Below are 24,074 nucleotides of genomic sequence, written 5' to 3'. Positions count from 1 at the left end.
ACTATCTCCCGTCTTTGCTCGCTGTCTTGCGGCCAAAAATGTCGCCAAGCAGTGTGGTGAGCTTCGGATCGAAAATACCAATGGCAAGGATCAGCACGGTGCTGACAATGGCGTCGCTATAGTAGTAGGGAATGGCAAGCAGGGTGAAGCCGTTCAGCATGGCCGACATCAAGAGCGCTCCGGCAAGCGTCGCCGAAATGGAGGGGGAACCAAACAGGGCAGCCCCCAGGTAAACGGCGGCAAAGGCTGGCATCATCAGTTGGTTGCCCGCTGTGACATTGGCCGCCCCCGATGAGGCAACCAGCAGCGTGATGGCAAGACAGCTCAGCGCGCCGCAAATACCGAAAGCCCCAAGGATATAGGTCTTCACCCTGATACCGGAAAACACCGCTGAACGCCGGTTTTCGCCAGTGGCATAAAACGCCCTGCCAAAGCGGGTGCAGTGCAGGATAACGAAAGCCACGATCGCCGTTGCCAGCAGGATGACCACGGGCATGTCGAGCGCCAGGAATTTCGAATCGTTCAGGTCGAGAATGCCCGACATGAAGAAGTTTTCCGAAATCGATGTGCCGTTGCTGTAGAAATAGGACAATCCGACTGCCACGCCGCCGGTGGCGATGGTGGTGACAATATCGGGCAGGCGCAGATAGGAAATGACCGTGCCGTTGATCAACCCGGCCATCAGCCCGACGCCGATGCCGCCCAGCACGCTCGCAGACAGGCTGTAGTCATTGGCAAGCAGCCAGCCGAGTGTCATCGCGCCCAACGAGGCAACACCTGGAAAGGAGAGGTCGAAATGGCGAACGACGATGACGAAGGTCAGACCTATCGCCGTCAGGCCATTGACCGACATATGGCGCAGCAGGGCATGCAGATTGTTTTCACTGAGATAGGTGGGAGCAAAAGACTGGAAGACCGCAGCGATGACGCAGAGCAGGATCAGGAAGGCGGAAAGCCGCAAGGCAAGTGGTGAGGATTTGAACGAGGCAATCATGTACGTGCTCCCATGATTCCGGCAGACAGAAGCTGATCGCGGCTGGGGCGTTGGTCGGCGACGGCGACGGGGCGGCCCTTGTAAAGGGCGATCATCCGGTCGGCGACGCCATGCACTTCGTCGCAGTCAGATGAAATCACCAGCACGCCCGCATGCTGCGACAATTCCCGCATCAGCGCATAGAGCGTTGCTCTTGCGCCGATATCGACGCCCACCGTCGGCTCGACGAAAATATAGATGTCAGCATCGCGGTAGAGGCCCTTGGCGATCACGATCTTCTGCTGGTTTCCGCCGGAAAAGGCACTGGCCGGGCGGTCCAGCGTCAGCGGATGAAGAGCGACGCGCCGGGCCAATTGTTCGGAAACCTTGCGGCTGGAGGAGAATTTCAGGAGCCCGCCTAAAAACGAGGCTTTTTTCAAATGGGCCAGCGTCATGTTGAAAATCACGTTGCGTGACAGTGTCAGGCCTTCCGTGCGGCGATCACCGGGAACCAGGAAAATACCCTTGCGTAAGGCGTCATGCGGGTCTTTCAACGTCACCGGCTTGCCCTTGATGCGGATCGTGCCTGCGTCTGGCCGGATGACGCCGAACAGCGCCTTTGACAATTCATCGGCACCGGAGCCGACCAGGCCGAAAATACCGAGGATCTCGCCGCGCCGCAGGGTGAAGCTTACGCCGGAAAACAGGCCAGGCCGTTCAAGACCTTCGACTTCCAGAAGTGCTTCCCCTGCGGCGCTCACGGCCTTGGGAGGAAAGATATTGCCCGGCTTTTCATCCAGCATCAGTTCGGGGATGGATATATTGCTGTCGCGCGCCTCACGGCAGGTGAAGGTGGCGACACGTTTGCCTGCCCGGAACACCGTGAAGCGGTCGCCGATCTCGAAAACCTCTTCCAACCGGTGGGTGATGTAGATAATGGCGATGCCTGCCGCCTTCAGATGGCGCATCAATTGGAACAGGGAGGTCTTTTCGCGCTCGGTCAGTGTCGAGGTTGGCTCGTCGAGAATGAGGATGCGGATATCCTCGCGCCGGAGCGCATGCAGAATGGCGACAATTTCCCTGTCAACGGCGGGCATTTCTCCGACACGCCGGTCAAGATCGACGTCGATGGGAAAGCGTTTCAGCAGCAAGGCCGCTTCGGTCTTCAGAGCTTTGCGATCTATACGGCGGCCAAGACCCGCCTTGTTCGATTCCTGGCCAAGAAAAATGTTTTCCACCCCGGTAAAATCATCGACCAGTTCCGGATGTTGCTGCACAGACGCGATGCCGCAGGCAATTGCTGTTGCCGGGCTGCCAAGTTCCACCGTTTCCCCGGCGATGACGATTGTACCAGCATCCTTGGAATAGACGCCGGAAAGGATCTTGATCAAGGTCGATTTGCCCGCGCCATTGATGCCCAGCAGCGCGTGGATTTCGCCCGCGTCCAGCGAGAAATCGACGTTGTCCAGCGCCTTGACGACGCCGAACCGCTTTTCGATTCCCTTCATGTCGAGAATTGCTGTCATATCCTGCACCCACGCCTTTCCGGCTGTATTTCTGGCCGGCTTTCTTTATGGAGCCGGCAGGCCTGGTGGCCTGCCGGAGTGACAGATTAAAGCGCGCGCGCCCAGCCAAGCTTGATGGCTTCGCCCGGTTGGTCGTAATTGTCGGGAATGTCCTTGAGGGGCTTCAGACTGTCCTCGGTCACCGCATAGGACGGGGTGATGACGAAGCGTGGTGCCTTGCGGCCTGCGACGACCTCATGGGCATAAAAGGCATTCATATAGGCCATTTCGTAGAAGCTCTGGGCCATGGTCATGGCAAAGGGCGAACCGGCCTTGATATATTCAAAGGATTGGCGGCCACCATCGATACCGGTGATGAACACCTTGCGGCCTGCGGCGCGAATGGCGAGTGTGCCTTCGGAGGCTGCGCCATCCCAGGCACACCAGATGGCATTTAATTCAGGATTGGCCGTCAGGATATTGTCCACCACCTGACGGGGCGTTGTCGTACCGCCCAAGGCAAAGGCGATTTCTGAAACGACCTTGATATCCGGAAAGCGGACGAAGACCGATTTTGCGCCCAAGGTGCGCTGGTCCCAGGATTCGTTGGAAGGCAGGCTGACGAGCGCGACCTGTCCTTTGCCGTTCAGCCGTTTGGCAATATATTCCGCGCCAGCGGCCCCGAGGCCGAAATTATTCGACATGGCCGTGGATGTTACCGTGGTGTTGGGCACATAGCTGTCACCACAGAAAATCGGAATGCCGGAGGCAACCGCAGCCTGTACGGCAGGCGAGATCGCGGCGGCATCGGCTGGTGTTATGAAGATGGCCGCTGGCTTGGACGCCACGAAGGAGGCGATTTGATCGGCTTGTTTCTTGATGTCGTAATTGGCATCGGCGATAGTCAAGGTTCCGCCCAGACGCGAGACGGCATCCTTATAGCCATTGACGATATGGCGACCGGATTCCCAGACGGTCCAGCCCAGCGAGGCGCAGAATTTCAGGTCTTCTGCACCGGCTAGCCGTGGCCTGCTCAGGGCGGCGGCCACGGTGAGTGCCGCACCGGCGCTCAACACGCCACGACGGCTCAGTTTCAGATCGCCCATAAACCGGCCGCGATCCCTGGTTTCCTCAAAGTCAGACATTGTGTTCTCCTCCCACTCGATTGTTGTCGTTTTCCTCGGTTTTCAGGCCGATTCCTGGAGCAACGCCAGGTAATCCTCACGGCTGGCGAGCCGGGGATTGGTGGCATGGCAATGGTCTTTCAGGGCTTCTCCGGCGATTTTTTCCATCATCGCGTCCGTCACACCCATGGCTTTCAGGCCGGAGGGCATGCCGATATCCTGGTTCAGCGCTGCGGTGACCTCATCCGGCGCGCCACCCACGATGTCTGCCATCACCTCCCATTTCGCGCCGATGACCGAACGGTTGAAGCGCAACACGGCGGGCATCAGCACCGCATTCAGCGTGCCATGGTGCAGATTAAGCTCGCGGATGGCGCCCAGCGGATGGGTCAGGGCATGGACAGCACCGAGACCTTTCTGAAAGGCCATGGCCCCTTCGAGCGCAGTCATCATCATGTCCCAGCGCGCCTGCCGGTCACCTCCATTGGCAACCACCTTGCGAATGGCCGGAAAGCCCCGCTTCAATCCGTCGAGCGCAATCGCATCGGCAGGAGGATTGACGGATGGCCCCATATAGGTTTCCAGGCAATGGGAGAGGGCATCCATGCCGGTTGCCGCCGTCAGGAAGGGCGGCAGGCCATAGGTCAGTTCAGGATCGCAGAGCGCAATAGAGGGCAGCATGTGGCCGCTCAATATGCCAAGTTTGCGGCCTTCCTTGGTGATGATGACGGCAGCGCGCCCGACTTCCGAGCCGGTGCCTGAGGTGGTCGGTACAGCTATCATCGGACATATGCGCCCATGGATTTTTGAGGCACCGCCTTCTACCGCCGTATATTGCGCCAGTGGTGCGGCGTGGCCAGTCAAAAGCCGGACGGCTTTTGCCAGGTCCAGCGATGACCCGCCGCCGAGCCCGACAATGCCGTCGCATCCGGCGCTTTTATAGAGGTCATAAGCTTGGGTAACAGCCTCTTCCGTCGGATTGGCCGGAGTGCCGCCAAACACCGCCGGTGTTTCATCAAACAGGTCGAGGACTTTCGCAACAAGGCCAGTCGAAACCAGTCCCTTGTCGGTTGCAATCAGCGGCTTTTTCACGCCAAGTTCAGCCAGCAACGCAGGCAATGTGGAAATTGCGCCCTCGTTGAATTCAATCCGCGTCAAATAATTGATTGTCGCCATGATCGCTTGTATCCATTGTTTGTCAGCCGAGGTGAGACACAGATCTCCCGTCGCCATTGCATCACGCAACGCGCAAACAGTGTCGGCCAGAATCGTCATTCCCAAATTTTGAAAGCGCCTGCCGGCCTCCTCGCCAGCTCGGTTTAGTCCTCCTGGCTGCGGGCTGAAAATTTCACTTGCGCCCTCAACCAATATATGAGTTATCTAAGTCAGATGATTATTCGCCTGTCAACAGGCTTTCGAAAACTTCTCTTCTCGTGCTAAAAGCCCTGATAATAACGAGATTGATATGCGTACGGAAAAAATGAAGACAATTCCCAAGGCTGAACAGATATATTGGTTGTTGCGGCAAGCCATCGTCCATCTAGAGATGCAACCGGGCGCGATTATCTCCGAAAAGGACCTCTGCGCCGAGTTCGGGGTGTCGCGTACCCCGGTTAGAGAGGCGTTGCAGCGGCTGGCGGATGAGGGTCTGGTGGATGTGTTTCCCCATTCCGGCACCTATGTCAGCCGTATTTCCTTCACCGTCGCGGAAGAGGGTTTTGTCATTCGCCGTGCGTTGGAAATCGAAAGTGTCAGAAAGGCTGTGGCCAATGTAACAGATCGCGACGTTGCGCAGCTGAAGTCGATCATTACGCAGATGCAGGCCATCCTCGATAGCGACCAGTTGGACAAATACCTGGATTGTGACGATGCCTTTCACAGTGCCATTGCCACGATCAGCGGCTATCCGCGTATCTGGAAGTTCATAACGCTCGCCAAGGTTCATCTCGACCGGATGCGCCAGCTCAGCGCACCTGTGCCGGGCCATCTGGCTGTGGTGACCGAGCAGCACGACACGATCGTGCGGGCGCTGGCCAGCCGCAATGCCGATCAGGCCGAGTTGGCCATGCGCATTCACCTCGATTCATCCTTCGCGGTCATGGCCAAAATGCATGAGGACCAGGGTGCGCTCTTTGATGGAAAGGAAGGCTCATGACAGTGACTTCGGTTTCTTCGCCGCTGCTTAGGCTCAATATGCGCGACAATGTTGCCGTTGCCCGGCTGACGCTGGAGCCGGTGGCGCTGCCCGAACTTGGCGGCGCGCAGCTCTCGACCCGGATCACCCAGGGACACAAGGTTGCCATCACGGCCCTTCAGCCGGGGCAGGCCATCATCAAATATGGCCAGATCATTGGCTTTGCCACACAGCCCATTGCCGTTGGCGATCATGTTCATACCCACAATATGGCGATGGGGGATGTGGAACTGGCCCATGAATTTTGCGTGGATGCGCAGGAGCCGGTTTTTGTGCCACAGCCCGCAACGTTTATGGGGTATCTGCGAGAGAATGGCGAGGCTGGTACGCGCAATTACATCGCCATCGTCTCTTCCGTGAACTGTTCCGCCACCGTGGCCAAGGCCGTGGCGCAGCATTATGCACAACCGGGCAGGCTTGACGATTTCGCCAATGTCGATGGTGTGATTGCACTCACCCATGCAGGTGGCTGTGCCATCAATACCGCGACGGAGGGGTATCTCTATCTCACCCGCACGCTGGCCGGATATGCCACCCATGCCAATGTCGGCGGCGTGGTGATGATCGGCCTTGGCTGCGAAACCAACCAGATTCCGGCTTTGCTTGCCGCTCATGGCCTCACCGAGAGCGATAGATTTCACACGCTGACCATCCAGGCGACCGGCGGCACCCGCAAATCCATTGAAGCCGCAATTGCGGCCATCGATTCAATGCTGCCCGCCGTCAATGCCTTGGAGCGCGCGCCGCAACCGGTGTCGAAGCTGAAATTGGCACTCGAATGCGGCGGATCGGATGGGTATTCCGGCATTTCCGCCAATCCGGCGCTTGGTTATGCCGCCGATCTGCTGGTGCGCCATGGTGGAACCGCCTGTCTGGCCGAGACACCTGAAATCTACGGCGCTGAACATCTGTTGACCCGGCGGGCCAAAAGCCCTGATGTGGCACAAAAGCTGCTGGAGCGCATCGAATGGTGGCGTGATTACGCGGCGCGGGGCAGGGCCGAGCTGAACAACAATCCATCCCATGGCAATAAAGCCGGTGGGCTTACCACAATTCTGGAGAAGTCGCTGGGTGCGGTGGCCAAAGGCGGCACGACCAGGCTCAACGCCGTCTATGAATATGCCGAGCGCATCGTGGAACCCGGCTTCGTCTTCATGGATACCCCTGGCTATGACCCGATTGCCGTGACCGGCCAGGTGGCGGGCGGCTGCAATGTCATCTGTTTCACCACCGGGCGCGGTTCGGTGTCTGGCTTCAAACCGGCGCCGTCGCTGAAGCTTGCCACCAACACACCGATGTATGAGCGGATGCAGGAAGACATGGACCTCAATTGCGGCACCATCGTCACCGGTGATGAGACGGTGGAGGCGGTCGGGCAACGGATTTTCGAGGCTGTGATCGCTACAGCCTCGGGAGAACGGACCGTGAGCGAGATCTACAATTACGGCGACAACGAATTCGTCCCCTGGCAGGTCGGCGCGATCATGTAACACCAACGAGCATTGGAGCATCTTCAAGCCTTGGTAGAAAAGCGCCTTTCGGAGGAGAAAGGCATTCATTCAGACGCAGGTGCAGCCAAGGGCAGGCACGGGAGAGAGACATGAGTGAGTTGAAGCGATTTTACGACGTGATCATTATTGGATCAGGTGTCGGCGGCGGCGCGCTGGCAAACCGGTTAGCAGAGTCGGGCCGCAATATCCTGATGGTCGAACGTGGCCCACGGCTGCCACGCGAAGACGACAACTGGAGCGTCGATGCGGTTTTCCACCAGAAAAAATATGCAACGACGGAAGAATGGCGCGACAAGGATGGTCAGTCCTTCAGGCCCAGCACGTTTTATTATGTCGGCGGCAACAGCAAATTCTTCGGTGCCGCCACACTTCGCTTTCGCCGGGAGGATTTCGAGGATTTGCCGCATGAAGGTGGCATTGCCCCGGCTTGGCCGGTTTCCTACGATGAGTTTGAGCCCTATTATGCTGTGGCAGAACGGCTGATGGGGACGCATGGAACGGCGGGCATCGACCCGACCGAGCCGCCACGCTCCGGCCCCATGCCGCATCCGGCCATTGGCCATGAACCGGAAATTGCCTTCTTTGAAAAGAAACTGAAGGAAAGGGGGCTTCATCCCTTTCCGCTGCCGATTGCTATCGATTACCACCAAGGCGGCAGCTGTATCCGATGTCGGACCTGTGATGGTTTTGCCTGCAAGCTGGGCGCCAAGGGGGATGCGGAAGTCCGTCTCGTCAATCCAGCGCTCGCCCGTGGCAAAGGTAAAATCGAGCTTGTCACAGAAGCTTTCGTGCATCGCTTGCTGACCGATCCGACTGGCAAGATGGTGACGGGCGTTGAACTGACCCATGCGGGTGAGAAAAAGCGGATCGAAGCCGACCTGTTCGTCTCCAGTGCAGGTGCGATCAATTCGGCTGCCCTTCTCTTGCGATCAGCCAATCAGGTCCATAAGCGCGGCATCGGCAATAGCATGTCCGACCAGCTCGGCCGCAATTACATGGCGCATAACAATACGGCGTTGATGGCGATTTCGCCCTTCAAGAAGAACCGGGTCATCTTCCAGAAATCCATGGCGATCAACGATTATTATCTCGCCAATACCGAAAAACCCTACCCACTCGGCAATATCCAGGGGCTTGGCAAATTGCAGGGCGGCATGCTGACCGCTGGGGCGGCCTGGGCACCTGAATGGTTGATGTCGATCTTCGCCGACCGCAGTGTCGATTGGTGGCTGATGTCGGAGGATCTGCCCGATCCTGAAAACCGCGTCACCGTCGATCCGGATGGCCGCATTCGCCTGAGCTATACGGCCAACAATCTCAAATCGCACAATGAATTGGTGAAGGTCTGGTCACGTCATATGCGCGCGTTGGGCTATCCGCTGATCATCACCAACAAGATGGATATCAAGGTGTCCATGCATCAATGCGGCACCGCGCGCTTTGGAAAGGCACCGGAAACCTCGGTTCTGGACACGCATTGCAAGGTTTGGGATGTCGATAATCTCTATGTCGTCGATGCGTCCTTCCTGCCATCCTCCACCGCCGTCAATCCGTCGCTGACCATTGTCGCGCAGGCGCAGCGGACCGCCGAACATATTCTGGCCCAATGGGGCGAAACCACCGTTACGCCACAGGCTTCACCAACCGTGGCCTGATCGGCAAAAACAAGACAGATAGGGAGGAGCCTACATGTCAAACACAGCATCAGATTACCGTCAAATGTTCGACCTGACCGGACGCAAGGCCATTGTGACCGGTGGGTCGCGGGGCATTGGCAAGGCGCTGGCCGAGGCGCTTGCGGCCCATGGCGCAGATGTCGCCATCGTTGTGCGCTCGACGCTGGACCGCGCCGAAGAACTGGCCGCCAGACTGAGCGCGGAAGGGCGCGAAAGTTTTGCCTTGCAGGCCGATGTCGCACAGGAGGCAGATGTCGAGCGCATGACCCAGTCGGTGGTTGATCGCTTCGGGCGTATCGACATTCTCATCAACAACGCTGGTATTGTTCTGCCCGCAGCAGCGGAAGATTGCAGCCTCGACCAGTGGCGCCAGACCATGGCGGTCAATCTGGATGGCGTTTTCCTTGTCTCCAAACATGTTGGACGGCAAATGATCGCGCAGAAAAGTGGCTCAATCATCAATATTGGTTCGATGTCAGGGCGGATCGTCAATTGGCCTTTCCGCCATGCCGCCTATAACGTCTCCAAGGCGGGCGTCCATATGTTGACCAAGGCGCTGGCAACGGAATGGGCTGAACACAATATCCGCGTCAACGCGATTGCGCCGGGCTATGTCCGCACGGAACTGACCGATGACGTGCTGCGGCAGCATCCCGATGTGGTCAGGGATCATTGGGCAAAAGGTGCCGTGCAAAACAGAATCGGTTCCGTCGAGGAACTGGCCGGTTCGGTCGTCTATCTGGCCAGCGATGCCGGTTCCTTCACCACAGGCGAAATCATCACGATCGATGGCGGCTTGACGCTGCGTTGATCATTGCATTTTTAGAAAAAGGATAAAACCATGACTTCAAGAGGCTATGGCGGACCGCTGCGATATGTTCAGGGACCGGGCGTCATCGATGAGATCGGGCTTTATATCGCGCCGCTGTCAAACTCGGCACTGATCGTCATTGATGCGTTTTTCTGGGATACTTTGCGGCCCGACGTGGAGAAAAACCTGGCGGCTCATGGAGTGAAGAGCCATTTCCTGAAATTCTCAGGCGAATCGACGGATAAAGAGGTCGAGCGCGCCGTCAGCCTTGGCAAAACTGCTGGTGCTGGCGTTGTGATTGGCATCGGCGGCGGCAAGGCGCTCGATACGGCCAAGATTTCTGCGCTTCATATTGGTGCACGCACGGTAACAGTTCCAACAATCGCTTCGACCGATTCCCCGACCAGTGCGCTGGGCGTAATTTACAGCGAGGATGGCGTCTATGACCGGGTGGTGCGTTGTGGCCGTAATCCGGATGTGGTTCTGGTCGATAGTGCCTTGATTATCAAGGCGCCCGTTCGGTTTCTGGTTTCCGGCATGGGCGATGCGCTATCGACCTGGTATGAGGCGCGGTCCAATTTTGAAAGCCAGTCAAACAATTATATCGGCGATGGCTATGGAACCACGGCGGCGGGGGCAGCCATTGCCCGGCGTTGCCATGAGGTGCTGATGCGCGACGGCCGGGCCGCTTACGCTGCCGCCATCGATGGCAAGCTGACACCGGCGGTTGAAAATATCATCGAGGCCAATACGCTTTTGAGCGGTCTTGGCTTTGAAAATTGCGGTGTCTCCGGCGCGCACGGCATCCATGATGCACTGACCGTGCTGGAACCGACCCATCATTTCTTCCATGGCGAAAAGGTTGCTTTCGGCATTATCGGCCTGCTGGTGCTGGAAAACCGTCCGTTGGATGAGATCAACGAGGCCATCGACTTCTGCCAGGACCTGAAATTGCCGACAATGCTTGGCGATCTCGGGCTGGAGACGGTCACAGCGGAAGACCTGCTGAAAGTCGGTGAGATCGCCATGGCTCCAGCCAGCGTCATTCACTCTGTCCCAGTTAAACTGGCTCCAAGACTGATTGCAGATTGCATCTGGACAGCGAGTAAACTGGCAGAGACCCGCAAGCAGTCGAGGGCGGACAGGGTGCTTTGATGCTCCTGCAAGACCTTGGAAGGCTTATGCCTGCGCTACTTTTGCGGCATTGGGAAATGTGACCGATACCGTCAGGCCACGCCCCTCGGATGTGTCTTGAAGCGTGAGTTTGGCATTGAAGAGATTGGCGATTTCCTCAACGATCGGCAGGCCAAGGCCCAAACCCGGGGAGGGGTTGTGTTCCCCCCGGGCGAACCGTTGGCGCACGATGCTGCGCCGTTCGGGAGCAATACCCGGACCATTGTCTTCGACGATCAGGGAAACGTTTCGCATGTCGTGGCGGATGCGCACAGTGACTTCCGCGCCATTCCCTGCATAGGCAAGGGCATTGGCGATCAGATTGCTGAGCAATTCTCCGATCAGTAAGGGTTCAGCCAGCACGAAAGCAGGGCCATCCTGCCCCTCGAACCCGAGATCGATACCGGCATCGGCGGCGCGTGGCACATGATCAGCGGTGATCGATTGAGACAGTTGGACAAGATCGATCCGGGGCGATATTTGTGGCTCGTTGGAACTGGCGGCGTCGACACGGGCCATCAACAGCAGTTGCGCCAGAATGTGTTCAGCGTGGGCGAGCGCCTCATCGCCTTTGCGCGCTGCCGATTGCGCATCACCAAGACTTGTGGCGCGGGCAGACAGCGCCAACTGTGTCCGGATGATCGCCAGCGGGGTGCGCAATTGATGGCTGGCATTGCCGGTGAAATGGCGAAGCGCATCCAGCGCCGATTGCAGCCGCACCATGAAGGAATTGACGGTTTCAACGAGGTTTTCGACTTCGCTTGGAACGGATTGCTCAATGGGATGCAGATCGTTCGGACTGCGCTCGGCAATGGCTTCTCCCAGCCGGTAAAGCGGGCGTAGTGAATAGGTGACGGCGACCCAGACAATCGCGCCAGCACCGGCAATCATAAGCAACAACCGCAAGGCCGAGCGCAACAGAATGGCTTGGGTGAGCTGATTGCGCGCAATCGTCGTCTCAGCCACGGTCACCACGAAGGGCAGCGAATCGATACCGGTCGAGGCAGACCGTTGCAGGGCCGCGATGCGGATCGGCTCGTTGCGGAAAGCTGCGTCCATATACACAGCCGATTGCCCCTTGAAATCGGAAACTGTCGGTAAGTTCTGGTAACCGGTGATGAAGCGGCCACCAGGGCCGTCGACGCGGTAGAATACCCGGTCCTGCGCTCCTGATGTCAGCATTTCCAGCGCGACATAGGGGATATCGACCGCCAACTCTCCATTTTCCGAGACGATGACCCGTTCGGCAATCGCCAATGCGGACCCGGCCAGAACCCGGTCGGAGACTGTATCGGCAGTTTTGACGGCCTCGTAATAGGTATCGATCAGGGCGACTGCACCGATGAGTGCGGTTGATAGCAGCAACCAGCCCAGCAAACGGCGACGGAGCGAGTAGGCGACCCCGGTCATGCCGTCTCGGTCAGGGTTTTTTCGAGGTAGTAACCGATGCCGCGCGCAGTGCGCACGGTGAGGCCGTGAGGCGCAAGCCGTTTGCGCAACCGGCTGGCATATTGTTCTATGGCATTGGCGCTGAGATCGTCGTCAAAGGCCGCCAACGACTGAATGATAGCTTCTTTCGCCACGACTTTGCCCGCCCGCATGAAAAGCACTTCCAGCAGTCCCAGTTCCCGGGCGGGAATGTCGAGGGGCACGCCTGCTGCCGAAAAGCTGCGCGAATTCAAATCGAGCGAAACCGCTCCGTAGCTGACCATCGAAGACCGCAGTCCGGCCTGCCGACGCAACAACATGCGCACCCGTGCTTCGAATTCGCCAATATCGAAAGGCTTGATCATGTAGTCGTCAGCGCCGAGATCCAGGCCTTTGACCTTGTCTTCCGGTGTGCCGCGCGCCGTCAGGATCAGGATTGCCACCTTGTCATGGCGGGCGCGTACGCAGCGCAGCACCTCTATGCCGTCCATTTCCGGCAGGTTGAGGTCCAGAATGACAAGATCGAAATTTTCAGTCGCAATCGCGGCGTCAGCAGACGCGCCGTCGCTGACGGTATCGACCGCATAGCCGGTGCCGCGCAGAATGGCAGACAGGCCATCGGCCAGAGCCTTATTGTCTTCAACGAGCAAGATGCGCACTGGGGAATGCCTCCTGAGTCACTGCTCTAGCATTTTATATTTGGTCTGGAATACGATGAAACGCTGAAAATGACACTTCGCATTCCACTTCGAGGACTTTTGAAGCATTTATGCTATGGTGCCGTCCATGGTGCTTGTGAACAACGCTGGGCTGCGGCATGATCCGTCTATGCGTTTTATCTTGTATATTTCAATCCTGCTGGGCCTTGCCTTGCCATACGTGGCCGGGACAGCGGCTGCCAGCCCCGTATTATTTCCTGCCTTGTCGGGTAATGCGAAAGCTCCCGAGCTGCTTGTCTATTCTTCGCTTGATGAGCCGATGGCAAAGCAGATCATTGCGGGCTTCCAGGCGAAAAATCCCGATATCGCGGTGCGCTACGAGGACATGCTGACCAGCGAAATCTACGACCGGATCGTTCAGGAAACCGATGCGGGCAAGACAACAGCGGATTTTGCATTTTCATCGGCGATGGATCTGCAAGTCAAGCTCAGCAATGACGGCTATGCCCAGCGCAGTGACCTGCCGATGAGCGCAAGCTGGCCCGCCTGGGCAAATTGGCGCAACACCGCCTATGCTCTCACATTCGAACCTGCGGTTTTCGTCTACCACAAGCCGAGTTTCGCCAATCAGAAGCCGCCCTCGACGCGGGCGGAATTCGTGGATTACCTGAAAAGCCAGGGAAATGCCGTCTATGGCCGGATTGGAACCTACGATATCGAGCGTTCAGGGGTCGGCTTTCTGTTCATGGCCCGCGACCAGGAACAATTTGGCGATATCTGGTCGGTGATCCGCAGCATGGGCACGGCGGGCGTCAAGCTCTACTCCAACAGCTCGGCCATTCTGGAGCGCGTCGCCGATGGGCGATTCGTGCTTGGCTATAATATTCTGGGCTCCTACGCTGCCGACTGGGCGTCGCGCCATCCCGATGTCGGCATCGTGCTGCCCAAGGATTATACCGTGGTGATGTCACGAATCGGACTTGTGCCACAGGCGGCCGCATCGCCGGAACTTGGTCGGCGCTATCTGGAATTCTTCATGTCGAAGGAAGGACAGGGCATCATGGCGCGCGAACTGCATATTGCGGCGGTCAGTCCCGATGTCGGCGGCGAAAACACCGCCAATACCATGCAATCCCTGCTGGGCGCACAGCTGCGGCCCGTGCCCGTCAGTCCCGGATTGATGGTCTATCTCGATCAGGTCAAGCGTATGCGTCTCATCGCCCGCTGGAACGAGGTTTTGCGATTGCAATAACCCATTGAATTGTGGGGCGTGCGCCGCCGCTTGATAAAACGCAGTGCAATGTCAGCTCGATGACAGCTTTGTATGGTGCGTTCCAGGTCTCGATTATCCGTGGAGGCGGATGATTGCGGCTTGAGGGAGGATACTCAAGGGATGGACGAGCACGGTGTCTTGCCGCGGCTTGCAGGAGGGTCCCGTGACACACTCTTCCTTCGGCATCGACGAACACTGCGCATAGAGGCGCACTCGAAGGAGGACATTATTTTGAAGCAGTTCATTCTCGCAACCATCCTGGCCGGGGCCATGGCGCTGCCGGTCGCAGCGGCCGATTACACCATTATCGCTCCTGCCAATCCCGGCGGCGGCTGGGATCAGACGGCCCGCTCGCTCCAGACCGTCCTGCAAAAGGAAGGCATTTCGAAGCGGGTTCAGGTTCAGAATGTGCCAGGTGCTGGCGGCACCATCGGTCTTGCGCAATTCGCAAGCCAGCAAAAGGGCAAATCCAATGCCCTGATCATCGGCGGCTATGTCATGGTGGGCGCAATCCTGACCAACAATGCGCCGGTGACGCTGAAGGACGTAACGCCGATTGCCCGCCTGACCGGCGAATATGAGGCGGTCGTTGTGCCAGCTTCCTCGCCGATCAAGAATGCTGCGGATCTGGTGGCTGCACTGAAGGCAGATCCGGCCAAGGTTTCCTGGGCAGGTGGTTCTGCCGGTGGTGTCGATCATATCGCTGTTGGCCTGATCGCCAAGGCTGCTGGGGTCGATCCGACCAAGATCAACTATATCGCCTATTCCGGTGGTGGTGAGGCATTGGCCGCTATTCTCGGTGCGCAGGTGACGGCGGGTATTTCCGGCTACGGGGAATTCGAATCCCAGGTCAAATCGGGAACGCTGCGGCTGATCGCCATTTCGAGCGCGGAGCGGATCGCCGGTATCGATGCGCCGACGTTGAAGGAATCCGGTCTCGACGTCGTGGTCGAAAACTGGCGTATGGTGGCTGCCGCTCCTGGGCTGTCGGCCGAACAGAAAGCGGCTGTTTCGGCCGATATTGATAAACTGGCCAAGTCCGAAGGCTGGAAAGACCTGCTGAAGACCAAGGGCTGGCAGGATACCTATCTGGCGGGCGATGCTTTCAACGCGCAGCTCGACAAGGACATTGCCTCGACCTCGACAATCCTCAAAGATATCGGTCTGGTGAAATGAGCACCGGCCCTAACCCCTTGACCAATGAGAAGCGCCGCCCTGACTGGGCGGCGCTTGCAATCGCAGTGTTTCTCGTTGCCATCGCCGGTGTCATTCTGTGGGACTCTGCCCGGCTTGGCGCTGTGGCAGGCTACTCGCCCGTCGGCCCCGCGACCGTTCCCTATGCAATCGCGATCTGTTTGATCGGACTGGCGATCTGGACCGTGTTTGAGGCATGGCGCGGTGAGTTTCCTGAACGCGTAAAGCAGGAAATCGCCCCGGTGATCTGGGTCGTGGGTGGTTTGGCCGCGCAGATGCTTCTGCTCGATGTTGCGGGCTTCTCTATTGCGACCGGTCTTCTTTTTGCTGCTACCGCCAGGGCCTTCGGCAAACGCAAATTGTGGTTCTCGATACCAATAGGCATAGCGCTCAGCCTTGCTGTTTGGCTGGTCTTTGCTGGCCTGTTGCAATTGTCGCTGCCCGCCGGGCCGCTGGAAAATCTGTTTTTCTGATACCCGACAGGGACTTAACTTCATGAGTACTTTCGAATTCCTGATGCAGGGTCTTGTCGTTGCAATGCAACCCATGAACCTGTTCTATGCCTTGATCGGGGTGACGCTTGGCACCGCCGTTGGCGTGTTGCCGGGTATCGGACCCGCCCTGACCGTGGCGCTGCTGCTGCCCGTGACCTATCAGCTGGATCCTGCTGGCTCGCTGATCATGTTTGCTGGCATTTATTACGGCGGCATGTATGGCGGCTCAACCACGTCGATCCTACTCAACACGCCGGGAGAAAGCGCTTCGATTGTCACGGCATTGGAGGGCAACAAGATGGCTCGGGCCGGGCGCGGTGGCCCCGCTCTGGCAACGGCTGCCATCGGATCGTTCGTGGCCGGGCTTCTGGCAACAATTGCCTTGGCGCTTGTTGCCACGACCATCGTCAAGCTTGCACTGGTGTTTGGCCCACGCGAATATTTCGCGCTGATGGTTCTGGCTTTCGTAACCGTGTCCTCTGCATTCGGTGACTCGGCATTGCGCGGACTGACCTCACTTTTCATTGGCTTCACGCTGGCGATTATCGGCATTGACCAATTGACGGGCCAGACCCGGATGAGTTTCGGTGTGCCGGATCTCTTGGATGGGGTCGAGGTCACGACGCTGGCGGTTGCCATGTTTGCCATTGGCGAGACCTTGTACATTGTCGCCCAGGGCAATCTTGGCCCCGATAAGGTCGAAGCGGTCAAAGGCTCCGTGTGGATGAGTGCGCAGGATTGGGCACGGTCGTGGAAGCCCTGGTTGCGCGGCACGGCTATCGGGTTTCCAATTGGGGCCATGCCAGCTGGCGGCGCTGAGATTGGCACCTTCCTGTCTTACGCCACTGAGAAAAAGCTGACCAAATATCCTGAGGAATTTGGCAATGGTGCCATCGAGGGTGTGGCTGGTCCTGAAGCGGCCAACAATGCGTCGGCTGCCGGAACATTGGTGCCTCTGCTGACGCTGGGCTTGCCGACCACGGCGACGGCGGCCATCATGCTGGCCGGTTTCCAGCAGTTCGGCCTTCAGCCCGGCCCCTTGCTATTTGCGACCAATCCACAGCTGGTTTGGGGCCTGATTGCCAGCCTGTTGATCGCCAATTTCATGCTGTTGGTTTTGAACCTGCCGTTGATTGGTCTCTGGGTAAAGCTGCTGACCATCCCGAAGCCCTGGCTTTACGCTGGCATCCTGCTGTTTGCCACACTCGGCACGATTGGCGCCAATCCGTCGGTGTTTGAGCTTGGCATGTTGCTGGCGTTCGGAATTCTCGGCTATGTCATGCGCATCTTCGGTTATCCGATTGCGCCTGTCGTTATCGGCCTCATTCTTGGACCACTGGCAGAACAGCAATTGCGCCGGGCGCTGGCAATAGGGCAGGGCGACTTCACGGTGCTCTTCATGTCACCGATTGCTGTTGGCCTTTTCCTCGTGGCCGCGGCGGCCTTCTTCATTCCGTTGATTATGAGAATCAGAGGGCGTGGGCAGGTTCTGTCGCAGCTTGCTGCCAACGAAGATTGAGTTTCAGTCCGGGCAAAAATGAACAACCAACAGCCCCCTGCGCCATTATGGCGCAGGGGGCTGTTCTGTTTCATTCGGGCAAATTCTCTGCAAATCTCTCTCAAAATGGGCGAGTTCAGGCTTTTCCAGGCGCGAAAGAAGCGATGCTATTGGCTATACCCATAAAATCTGAGGGGTAAATCAGTTCGATCTGTTCAGGTTGCATGGCTACAGTGCGTTTGTGTGCATTGAAGCAAGCTAATGGAAGGCCCATCTTTCGTCTGTAAGATTTAACAAGGAAAGAGAACGAAAATGGCTTCCCTCCCCCGTAAAGGCTTTATCGGTCGTGCCATCGCCGTGTTCGGCGCAGCAACCGCCGCTGCCGCGGCTGTAGATGGGCATCGCCAGCCGCGTGACCGCGACCTGCGTCTTCTGGGTATCGATCCCCTGAGCTTCCGCAATATCAAGCGCGCTGACTGAATTTTTTCATATCCGCATGTATAAGCCCGCCAGTTGTTCAAACTGGCGGGCTTTTTGGTTCGTGAAAAGCTCTTATTTATTCCGTAAAGGCTTTTCAGTCGTTCTGGTGTTCGCGTTTATTGTAACGGATCGATGACCAAAGCGAGATGCCGATCAGTGCCGCACCGCCGAGACCGGTAACCACTTCGGGAATATGCACCAGCGTCTGGCAATACATGATCACCGAGAGGATCAGGATCGCGTAGAAAGCGCCGTGTTCCAGATAGCGATATTCCGCAAGTGTGCCTTTCTCGACCAGCATGATCGTCATCGAGCGGACATACATGGCACCGATGCCAAGGCCGATGGCAATCACGAACAGGTTTTGCGTGAGCGCAAACGCACCAATCACACCGTCGAAGGAGAAGCTGGCGTCGAGCACTTCGAGATAGATGAAAGCGCCTAGGCCTCCTTTGGCCGCAGCGCTCATCGTCTGCTGCGACGCGTCGAGCAGGCCACCGACCAATTCGACCGCCAGGAAGGTCAACAGGCCATAGATGGCGCTGTAAAGGAAGGTAATCGCTTCCGCTCCATCCAGGAAGGACGAAAACAGCAGGATCAGCACCAGGACGAAGGCCACTTCGATACCCTTGATGCTCGCATATCTTGCCATATGCTTTTCGATAAAGGCGATCCAATGGACGTCTTTTTCCTGATCGAAAAAGTAATTAAGGCCAACCATCATCAGGAATGTGCCGCCAAAGGCTGCAATCGGCAGATGCGCTTCATTCATGATTCTGGCGTATTCCGCCGGTTCAGCGGCTGCCAGTTTCAGGGCTTCGATCGGACCAATCTTGGCCGCGATGGCGACGATTGCCAAGGGAAAAATGATCCGCATACCAAACACGGCGATCAGGATACCCCAGGTCAGAAAGCGTTGCTGCCAAACCGGGGTCATTTCCTTCAGCTTGTTCGCATTGACAATAGCATTGTCAAACGAAAGCGAGATTTCCAGAACGGCCAGCACCGTGCAGATGAAGAACACGCTGGCCATGCCGCCAAGCGTGCCTGTCATGTTCCAGCCGAGCCAAGCGCCGAGAGCAAGACCGGCGATGGTGACGATGAAGGCCCATTTGAAATAGCTGAGAACGGAATTGGAAGGGGTTGCCGTGCTCATGCCCGCACCTCCAAAACACGATGGAAACGCGGGGTGGTGCGTGAACGAGCACCGGCCATGCCGGACCGATCACGCGAAAAACACGTGGATGAAATTGTCATTGCGTTATAATCCGCCGGCCATGATTGCTGGCGGTACCGACATCACGAGAGCGCCGTAAACTCTCGCCAGAGGGGCCCGGCACCATAAGTTCACTCCGCAGAGACCGATGTCTGGCAATGCGGCAGCATATGTTAACTACCAGCCATGCGAGCAAGGTCAAGTGCTGTTGTGTAAATGCAAACAACCATCGCGCAGATAGGCATTCGTAACATCTGATCAAACGACGCTAAAGACGAAAAAGGTGGAGAAATCCTCCTCCACCTTAATCTGTCGTCTTGCTGGTTAGAAACCGGATTACACCCGCTCCAGCGCCACTGCGATGCCCTGGCCGACGCCAATGCACATGGTGGACAGCGAGTAGCGTCCACCGCTCAGCGACAATTCCAGCGCCGCCGTGCCGGTAATGCGTGCGCCGGACATGCCGAGCGGATGGCCAAGGGCGATGGCGCCGCCATTGCGATTGACGCGTGGATCGTCATCGGCAATCCCCAGTTGACGCAAGGTTGCCAACCCTTGAGAGGCAAAGGCCTCGTTCAACTCAATCACATCCAACTGTTGTTGAGTGAGGCCGAGCCGGTCCAGCAGCTTCTGGCTGGCGGGGGCAGGGCCAATGCCCATCACCCGGGGTGGCACACCGGCGGTAGCGCCGCCCAGAATGCGGGCAATCGGGGTCAGGCCATATTTGCGAGCGGCAGCTTCAGAGGCGATGATCAGCGCGGCGGCTCCATCGTTGACACCGGAGGCATTACCAGCGGTGACTGTGCCGCCTTCCTTCTTGAAAGGTGTGCCAAGCTTTGCCAGCGTTTCAATTGTCGTGGCGCGGGGATGCTCATCCTTGTCCACGATGACCGGATCGCCCTTGCGCTGGGGAATGGTCACTGGGGTGATTTCCCGACCCAAACGACCATTGGCCTGCGCTTCCGATGCCTTGTTCTGGCTTCTGACGGCAAACGCATCCTGGTCTTGGCGGGAGATCTTGTAATCTTCGGCAACATTTTCGCCGGTTTCCGGCATGGAATCGACGCCATATTGCTTTTTCATCAGCGGATTGACGAAACGCCAGCCGATGGTCGTGTCATATATTTCGGCATTGCGGGAAAAGGCGGTCTCTGCCTTTGGCATGACGAAAGGCGCCCGGCTCATGCTTTCGACGCCACCGGCAATCATCAATTCTGACTCGCCGGATTTGACGGCGCGGGCCGCCGCGATCACGGCATCCATGCCTGAGCCGCAAAGCCGGTTGATGGTCGTGCCGGTCACTGAAACCGGTAGGCCTGCCAGCAGCAACGACATGCGCGCCACATTGCGATTGTCTTCACCGGCCTGGTTGGCGCAGCCGAAGATCACGTCATCGACGGCTTCCCAATCCAGATTGGTGTGTTTGGCAAGGAGAGCCTTGAGTGGTACCGCGCCAAGGTCATCGGCGCGAACGGAGGAAAGTGCGCCGCCAAATCGGCCGATGGGCGTGCGGATATAATCGCAGATAAAAGCTTCGGTCATCGGGATCTCCTCAAAGCGCTGGCACAGTGAGATCGGCAATCGGCCCATCCACGTGTAGCTTTGCGCCAGTCATTGCCTGCAATTCGTCCAGCGTCATGGCGGCGAGCATTTCGCGTACCACGAAGTGACCCTTGGCGATATCGATCACGGCGTGGCTGGTATAGACACGGGTAATGCAGCCAACGCCGGTCAACGGGAAGGTGCATTTGTCCAAAAGCTTGAACTCGCCCTTTTTGCTGACATGTTCGGTGATGACAAAAACCTGTTTTGCGCCATGCACCAGATCCATAGCGCCGCCCACGGCAGGCACACCCTTGCTGCCGACCCGCCAATTGGCGAGATCACCATTTTGCGCGACCTGATAGGCACCGAGAATGGCGACATCCAGATGGCCGCCGCGCACCATGGCAAAGCTGTCGGCATGGTGGAAAAACGCAGCGCCCGGTTTCAGCGTGACCGCCTTTTTGCCTGCGTTGATCAGGTCCCAGTCTTCCTCGCCTTCCGGAGGGGCTTCGCCGAAATTCAGGATGCCGTTTTCCGTGTGGAAAATCGCCTGACGGCCCGGCGGCTGGTATTGCGCCACCATTTCGGGAAAGCCGATGCCGAGATTGACATAGGCGCCGTCGGCAATGTCCTGGGCGGCGCGCCAGGCGATCTGGGCATTGGAGAGCTTGATGTCTTCGCGGGTGTCTATTGTCATGCGTAGGCCACTCCGGCGCGGATCAGCGCTTCTTCCTGTTGCGGATTGGCGACTTCAACGACGCCATCGATGAAAATGCCGGGTGTGACGATAATTTCGGGATCGATCTCGCCAGGTGCAACAATCTTGGAGACCTGCACGATGGTTTTGGTCGCAGCCATGCACATCAGCGGATTGAAATTGCGACCCGCCTTGCTGTAGGTGAGGTTGCCATGCAAATCGCCAAGATGGGCTTTGACAATGGCGAAATCCGCCTTCAGCCAGCGTTCCTGTACGTAATGGCGGCCATCGAACTCGGCAATCACCTTACCCTCGGCCAGTTCCGTACCGTAACCGGTTGGCGTATAGAAAGCCGGAATTCCAGCCCCGCCAGCCCGAATGCGCTCCGCGAGCGTGCCTTGTGGCACCAGTTCCAGCTCGATTTCGCCAGCCAGATACCGGTCGGTAAAGGCGCGTGGATCGGAAGAGCGCGGAAAGGAGCAGATCATCTTCTTGACCATGCCCGCATCAATCATTGCGGCGATGCCAATCCGGCCATTACCGGCATTGTTGTTGATGACCGTCAGGTTCTTCGGCCCCTTGTCGATCAGGGCGTGAATGAGTTCAATAGGCGCGCCGGAGCCGCCAAAGCCGCCGATCATGACGACGGCACCATCATGTATACCGGCAACGGCGTCTGCCGTGCTGGCGATAGTCTTATCCATGGGATTCTCCCGTTTGCGATTGCGCCAGAGAAAAGTCAGGCGCGCCTCCGACATGGAAGATAGGACCGGACCGATGACCTCGCAACAGGTTTGTGCGATAATTGACATTTGTTCGAATAACGCACAATCTGCATGTCAACGAGGAGGGCATGATGCGCGAAACGGATATCATGGGCGGGTTTGCCAAAGGCCTGAAGATCATCGAGGCTTTCGAGGAGGCAGCCCCACGCCTTTCCATCGCAGAGGCAGCAAAGCTGTCGGGTCTGGACCGGGCAACAGCTCGCAGATGTTTGCTGACGCTTTCCCAACTGGGCTATGCTGATTATGATGGGAAATTCTTCTCTCTGACACCAAAGATCCTGCGGCTCGGTCATGCCTGGCTCTCGGCGACCCCATTGCCTGCCATTCTACAGCCGCATCTCGATCAGCTCAGTGAGAAAGTCGGTCAAAGCGCGTCGGCGAGCGTTCTGGATGGGACGGAGATCGTCTACATCGCCCGAGCGTCACAACGGCGCGTCATGTCCATCAACCTCATGCCGGGAAGCCGATTGCCAGCCTATTCCGCCTCCATGGGGCGGGTTCTGTTGGCCGGAATGAGCGATACAGAGGTCAGGGCCGTTCTGGAGGCGTCGGTGTTGAAGGCCAATACGGTGTTCACCCGAACGGACCCGAAAGACCTTATTGCCGAAATCGCCCATGTGCGGCGCCAAGGCTATGCAATCATCGATCAGGAGCTGGAAATCGGCCTGTGCTCTATTGCCGTACCGGTTTATGACAGTCGCGGCCAGATGGCAGCGGCGATCAATATCGGCGCGCCAGCCGCTCTTATCCCTGCATCGGAAATGGCTGAGCGTTACCTTCCAGCGCTGCTGGCGGCACAAGCTATTCTGAAGCCGTTGCTGCGCTGATCTCTGCCTGCGCGCGGTCGCTCAGGTTTTGGAGTTTTTGCCGTTCGGCGAGGCGCCAGGCCCGTGGTGTGAGGCCGGTTTCCCGGGTGAAAAAACGGGTGAAATAGGCGGGATCGGTAAAGCCGTGGTTGAGCGCGATAGCCTGAATACTGGTTTGACTGAAGATCAACTCCTGCTGGGCGATTTCCAACTGCTTGCGAGCGATCAATTGTTGCAGAGTTGCGCCGGTTCCCGCTTTGGCAAGCCTGTTCAGATGGGTCGGCGAAAGGCCCATTTCCCGTGCATAGAAAGCAGCAGTCTTGTGGCTGCGAAAATTGGCAGCAATCAGTGCAGCAAGCTTTTCCATCCGCCGGTCATTGGCCGTCAGTGTCATCAGGTCTTGGGATGCGTCCGGCGCGGCCTGCCTTGCCAGCAGAAGCACGACGGTCGCAAGATAAGCCTCAAGCAATCCGTTGCGGCCCGGCTTTGCGCCAGCATATTCTTCGGCGATCCGCTCCATCAACAGGCCGATTTCGATTGCGCACGGCTCGCCTTCCAAAGGCATATGGAGAGGCAGGGGCAAAGCCTGTTTCAGGCTGGTTCGAACGGCAAGCGGCAGGGCGGCTGGCAAAACGGTGATGATCATGCCCTTAATGCTACGCGAAAACCGGAATCCATGGCTAAAAAGCGGTGGAACGACGATGGCGGCGGGTGGGGTAATGGCTATCACCTTTCCGTCCAGTGTTGCATCTCCCTGACCCTCTGAAATGTACAGAATTTGCAGAAAATTCTCATGGCGGTGGAGGTCGATCTCGAAGCGATAGAGGCTGCTGCGGGAAAAAAGTGTTTCGCAATGCAGCAAAAACTCACCGGAAATCTCGGTTTTTTCGCCATATAGCTTGTAAGTCGGTATGGCAGCCATGGTCGCAGCATCCTTCGTTGATGGTCAAATAGTGCAAGTTTTGGATTGAAAAGTCCATTGAGCTGACGACCCAAAACGATCAATTTCTTGACCACGAGCAAATTCGGGAG

General features: G+C 57.6%; 22 protein-coding genes. 11 read left to right on the top strand and 11 right to left on the bottom strand.

Going from position 1 to position 24,074, the window contains the following annotated elements:
• Position 1: 1 nt before the first annotated feature.
• From IEI95_RS02520 to gbd, 4 genes are all read right to left on the bottom strand, one after another.
• Entirely contained in the window at positions 2-994 is a 993-nt protein-coding gene (locus IEI95_RS02520; protein ID WP_156537965.1) for an ABC transporter permease, read from the bottom strand.
• Complete coding sequence (locus IEI95_RS02515; RefSeq protein ID WP_156533645.1) at positions 991-2,499, bottom strand: sugar ABC transporter ATP-binding protein; 1,509 nt, start codon at positions 2,497-2,499, stop codon at positions 991-993. The genes IEI95_RS02520 and IEI95_RS02515 overlap by 4 nt, the downstream gene beginning before the upstream one ends.
• 86 nt (positions 2,500-2,585) lie before the next feature.
• Positions 2,586-3,623, bottom strand: a complete 1,038-nt coding sequence (locus IEI95_RS02510; RefSeq protein WP_071207140.1) for a sugar ABC transporter substrate-binding protein — start codon at positions 3,621-3,623, stop codon at positions 2,586-2,588.
• 42 nt (positions 3,624-3,665) lie between these two features.
• Positions 3,666-4,778 carry a 4-hydroxybutyrate dehydrogenase gene (gene gbd / locus IEI95_RS02505; RefSeq protein ID WP_156533565.1) on the bottom strand — a complete coding sequence of 371 codons (1,113 nt, stop codon included), beginning with the start codon at positions 4,776-4,778 and terminating at the stop codon, positions 3,666-3,668.
• Positions 4,779-5,067: 289 nt separating this feature from the next.
• Here gbd and IEI95_RS02500 point away from each other — a divergent pair, with 289 nt between their 5' ends.
• From IEI95_RS02500 to IEI95_RS02480, 5 genes are all read left to right on the top strand, one after another.
• Complete coding sequence (locus IEI95_RS02500; protein WP_012654349.1) at positions 5,068-5,757, top strand: GntR family transcriptional regulator; 690 nt, start codon at positions 5,068-5,070, stop codon at positions 5,755-5,757.
• Complete coding sequence (locus IEI95_RS02495; protein WP_156533566.1) at positions 5,754-7,286, top strand: D-arabinonate dehydratase; 1,533 nt, start codon at positions 5,754-5,756, stop codon at positions 7,284-7,286. Before IEI95_RS02500 ends, IEI95_RS02495 begins: the two co-directional genes overlap by 4 nt.
• Before the next feature lie 110 nt (positions 7,287-7,396).
• Positions 7,397-8,962, top strand: coding sequence for a GMC family oxidoreductase (locus tag IEI95_RS02490; protein WP_156537964.1), 1,566 nt, complete (start codon positions 7,397-7,399; stop codon positions 8,960-8,962).
• Positions 8,963-8,996: 34 nt separating this feature from the next.
• Positions 8,997-9,794 carry a glucose 1-dehydrogenase gene (locus IEI95_RS02485; protein ID WP_194415748.1) on the top strand — a complete coding sequence of 266 codons (798 nt, stop codon included), beginning with the start codon at positions 8,997-8,999 and terminating at the stop codon, positions 9,792-9,794.
• A gap of 30 nt (positions 9,795-9,824) precedes the next feature.
• Positions 9,825-10,949 carry a glycerol dehydrogenase gene (locus IEI95_RS02480; protein WP_194415746.1) on the top strand — a complete coding sequence of 375 codons (1,125 nt, stop codon included), beginning with the start codon at positions 9,825-9,827 and terminating at the stop codon, positions 10,947-10,949.
• A gap of 24 nt (positions 10,950-10,973) precedes the next feature.
• Here the strand turns inward: IEI95_RS02480 and IEI95_RS02475 are convergent, their stop codons facing one another.
• Both IEI95_RS02475 and IEI95_RS02470 read right to left on the bottom strand, forming a co-directional pair.
• Positions 10,974-12,377: a sensor histidine kinase gene (locus IEI95_RS02475; RefSeq protein WP_194415744.1), complete on the bottom strand. Its 1,404-nt coding sequence runs from the start codon at positions 12,375-12,377 to the stop codon at positions 10,974-10,976.
• A complete protein-coding gene (locus IEI95_RS02470; protein WP_012654355.1) occupies positions 12,374-13,054 on the bottom strand; it encodes a response regulator in 681 nt (226 codons plus the stop codon). The genes IEI95_RS02475 and IEI95_RS02470 overlap by 4 nt, the downstream gene beginning before the upstream one ends.
• A 169-nt stretch (positions 13,055-13,223) precedes the next feature.
• Between IEI95_RS02470 and IEI95_RS02465 the strand changes: the two genes are divergently transcribed.
• From IEI95_RS02465 to IEI95_RS02445, 5 genes are all read left to right on the top strand, one after another.
• The gene (locus IEI95_RS02465; RefSeq protein ID WP_087730020.1) at positions 13,224-14,306 is read left to right on the top strand and encodes an ABC transporter substrate-binding protein; all 1,083 of its coding nucleotides are present in this window, start codon (positions 13,224-13,226) and stop codon (positions 14,304-14,306) included.
• A gap of 252 nt (positions 14,307-14,558) precedes the next feature.
• Positions 14,559-15,503 (top strand): Bug family tripartite tricarboxylate transporter substrate binding protein, encoded by a 945-nt coding sequence (locus IEI95_RS02460; protein ID WP_087729625.1) that lies wholly within the window; start codon positions 14,559-14,561, stop codon positions 15,501-15,503.
• Positions 15,500-15,994 (top strand): tripartite tricarboxylate transporter TctB family protein, encoded by a 495-nt coding sequence (locus IEI95_RS02455; protein ID WP_194415742.1) that lies wholly within the window; start codon positions 15,500-15,502, stop codon positions 15,992-15,994. The genes IEI95_RS02460 and IEI95_RS02455 overlap by 4 nt, the downstream gene beginning before the upstream one ends.
• Before the next feature lie 22 nt (positions 15,995-16,016).
• Positions 16,017-17,534 carry a tripartite tricarboxylate transporter permease gene (locus IEI95_RS02450; protein WP_156533571.1) on the top strand — a complete coding sequence of 506 codons (1,518 nt, stop codon included), beginning with the start codon at positions 16,017-16,019 and terminating at the stop codon, positions 17,532-17,534.
• A gap of 291 nt (positions 17,535-17,825) precedes the next feature.
• Positions 17,826-17,993, top strand: a complete 168-nt coding sequence (locus IEI95_RS02445; RefSeq protein ID WP_087729627.1) for a hypothetical protein — start codon at positions 17,826-17,828, stop codon at positions 17,991-17,993.
• Between the two features lie 94 nt (positions 17,994-18,087).
• Here IEI95_RS02445 and IEI95_RS02440 read toward each other — a convergent pair whose 3' ends face one another.
• The 4 genes from IEI95_RS02440 to IEI95_RS02425 all read right to left on the bottom strand — a co-directional run bounded on the left by IEI95_RS02440 (position 18,088) and on the right by IEI95_RS02425 (position 22,155).
• A complete protein-coding gene (locus IEI95_RS02440) occupies positions 18,088-19,149 on the bottom strand; it encodes a DUF475 domain-containing protein (RefSeq protein WP_194415740.1) in 1,062 nt (353 codons plus the stop codon).
• 396 nt (positions 19,150-19,545) lie between these two features.
• A complete protein-coding gene (gene pcaF, locus IEI95_RS02435; protein ID WP_156533573.1) occupies positions 19,546-20,751 on the bottom strand; it encodes a 3-oxoadipyl-CoA thiolase in 1,206 nt (401 codons plus the stop codon).
• 10 nt (positions 20,752-20,761) lie between these two features.
• Positions 20,762-21,451, bottom strand: a complete 690-nt coding sequence (locus IEI95_RS02430) for a 3-oxoacid CoA-transferase subunit B (protein WP_070163286.1) — start codon at positions 21,449-21,451, stop codon at positions 20,762-20,764.
• Complete coding sequence (locus IEI95_RS02425) at positions 21,448-22,155, bottom strand: 3-oxoacid CoA-transferase subunit A (RefSeq protein WP_012654364.1); 708 nt, start codon at positions 22,153-22,155, stop codon at positions 21,448-21,450. The genes IEI95_RS02430 and IEI95_RS02425 overlap by 4 nt, the downstream gene beginning before the upstream one ends.
• 152 nt (positions 22,156-22,307) lie before the next feature.
• On the opposite strand from IEI95_RS02425, the gene IEI95_RS02420 reads away from it, so the two are divergent.
• Complete coding sequence (locus IEI95_RS02420) at positions 22,308-23,063, top strand: IclR family transcriptional regulator (protein ID WP_156533574.1); 756 nt, start codon at positions 22,308-22,310, stop codon at positions 23,061-23,063.
• Here the strand turns inward: IEI95_RS02420 and IEI95_RS02415 are convergent.
• Positions 23,038-23,964, bottom strand: coding sequence for a helix-turn-helix domain-containing protein (locus IEI95_RS02415; protein WP_156533575.1), 927 nt, complete (start codon positions 23,962-23,964; stop codon positions 23,038-23,040). The genes IEI95_RS02420 and IEI95_RS02415 overlap by 26 nt on opposite strands.
• Positions 23,965-24,074: the final 110 nt, after the last annotated feature.

The sequence above is a fragment of the Agrobacterium vitis genome (assembly GCF_014926405.1).
GTDB classification, from domain to species: Bacteria; Pseudomonadota; Alphaproteobacteria; order Rhizobiales; family Rhizobiaceae; genus Allorhizobium; species Allorhizobium vitis_H.
This window is presented reverse-complemented; position numbering and strand designations above follow the sequence as displayed.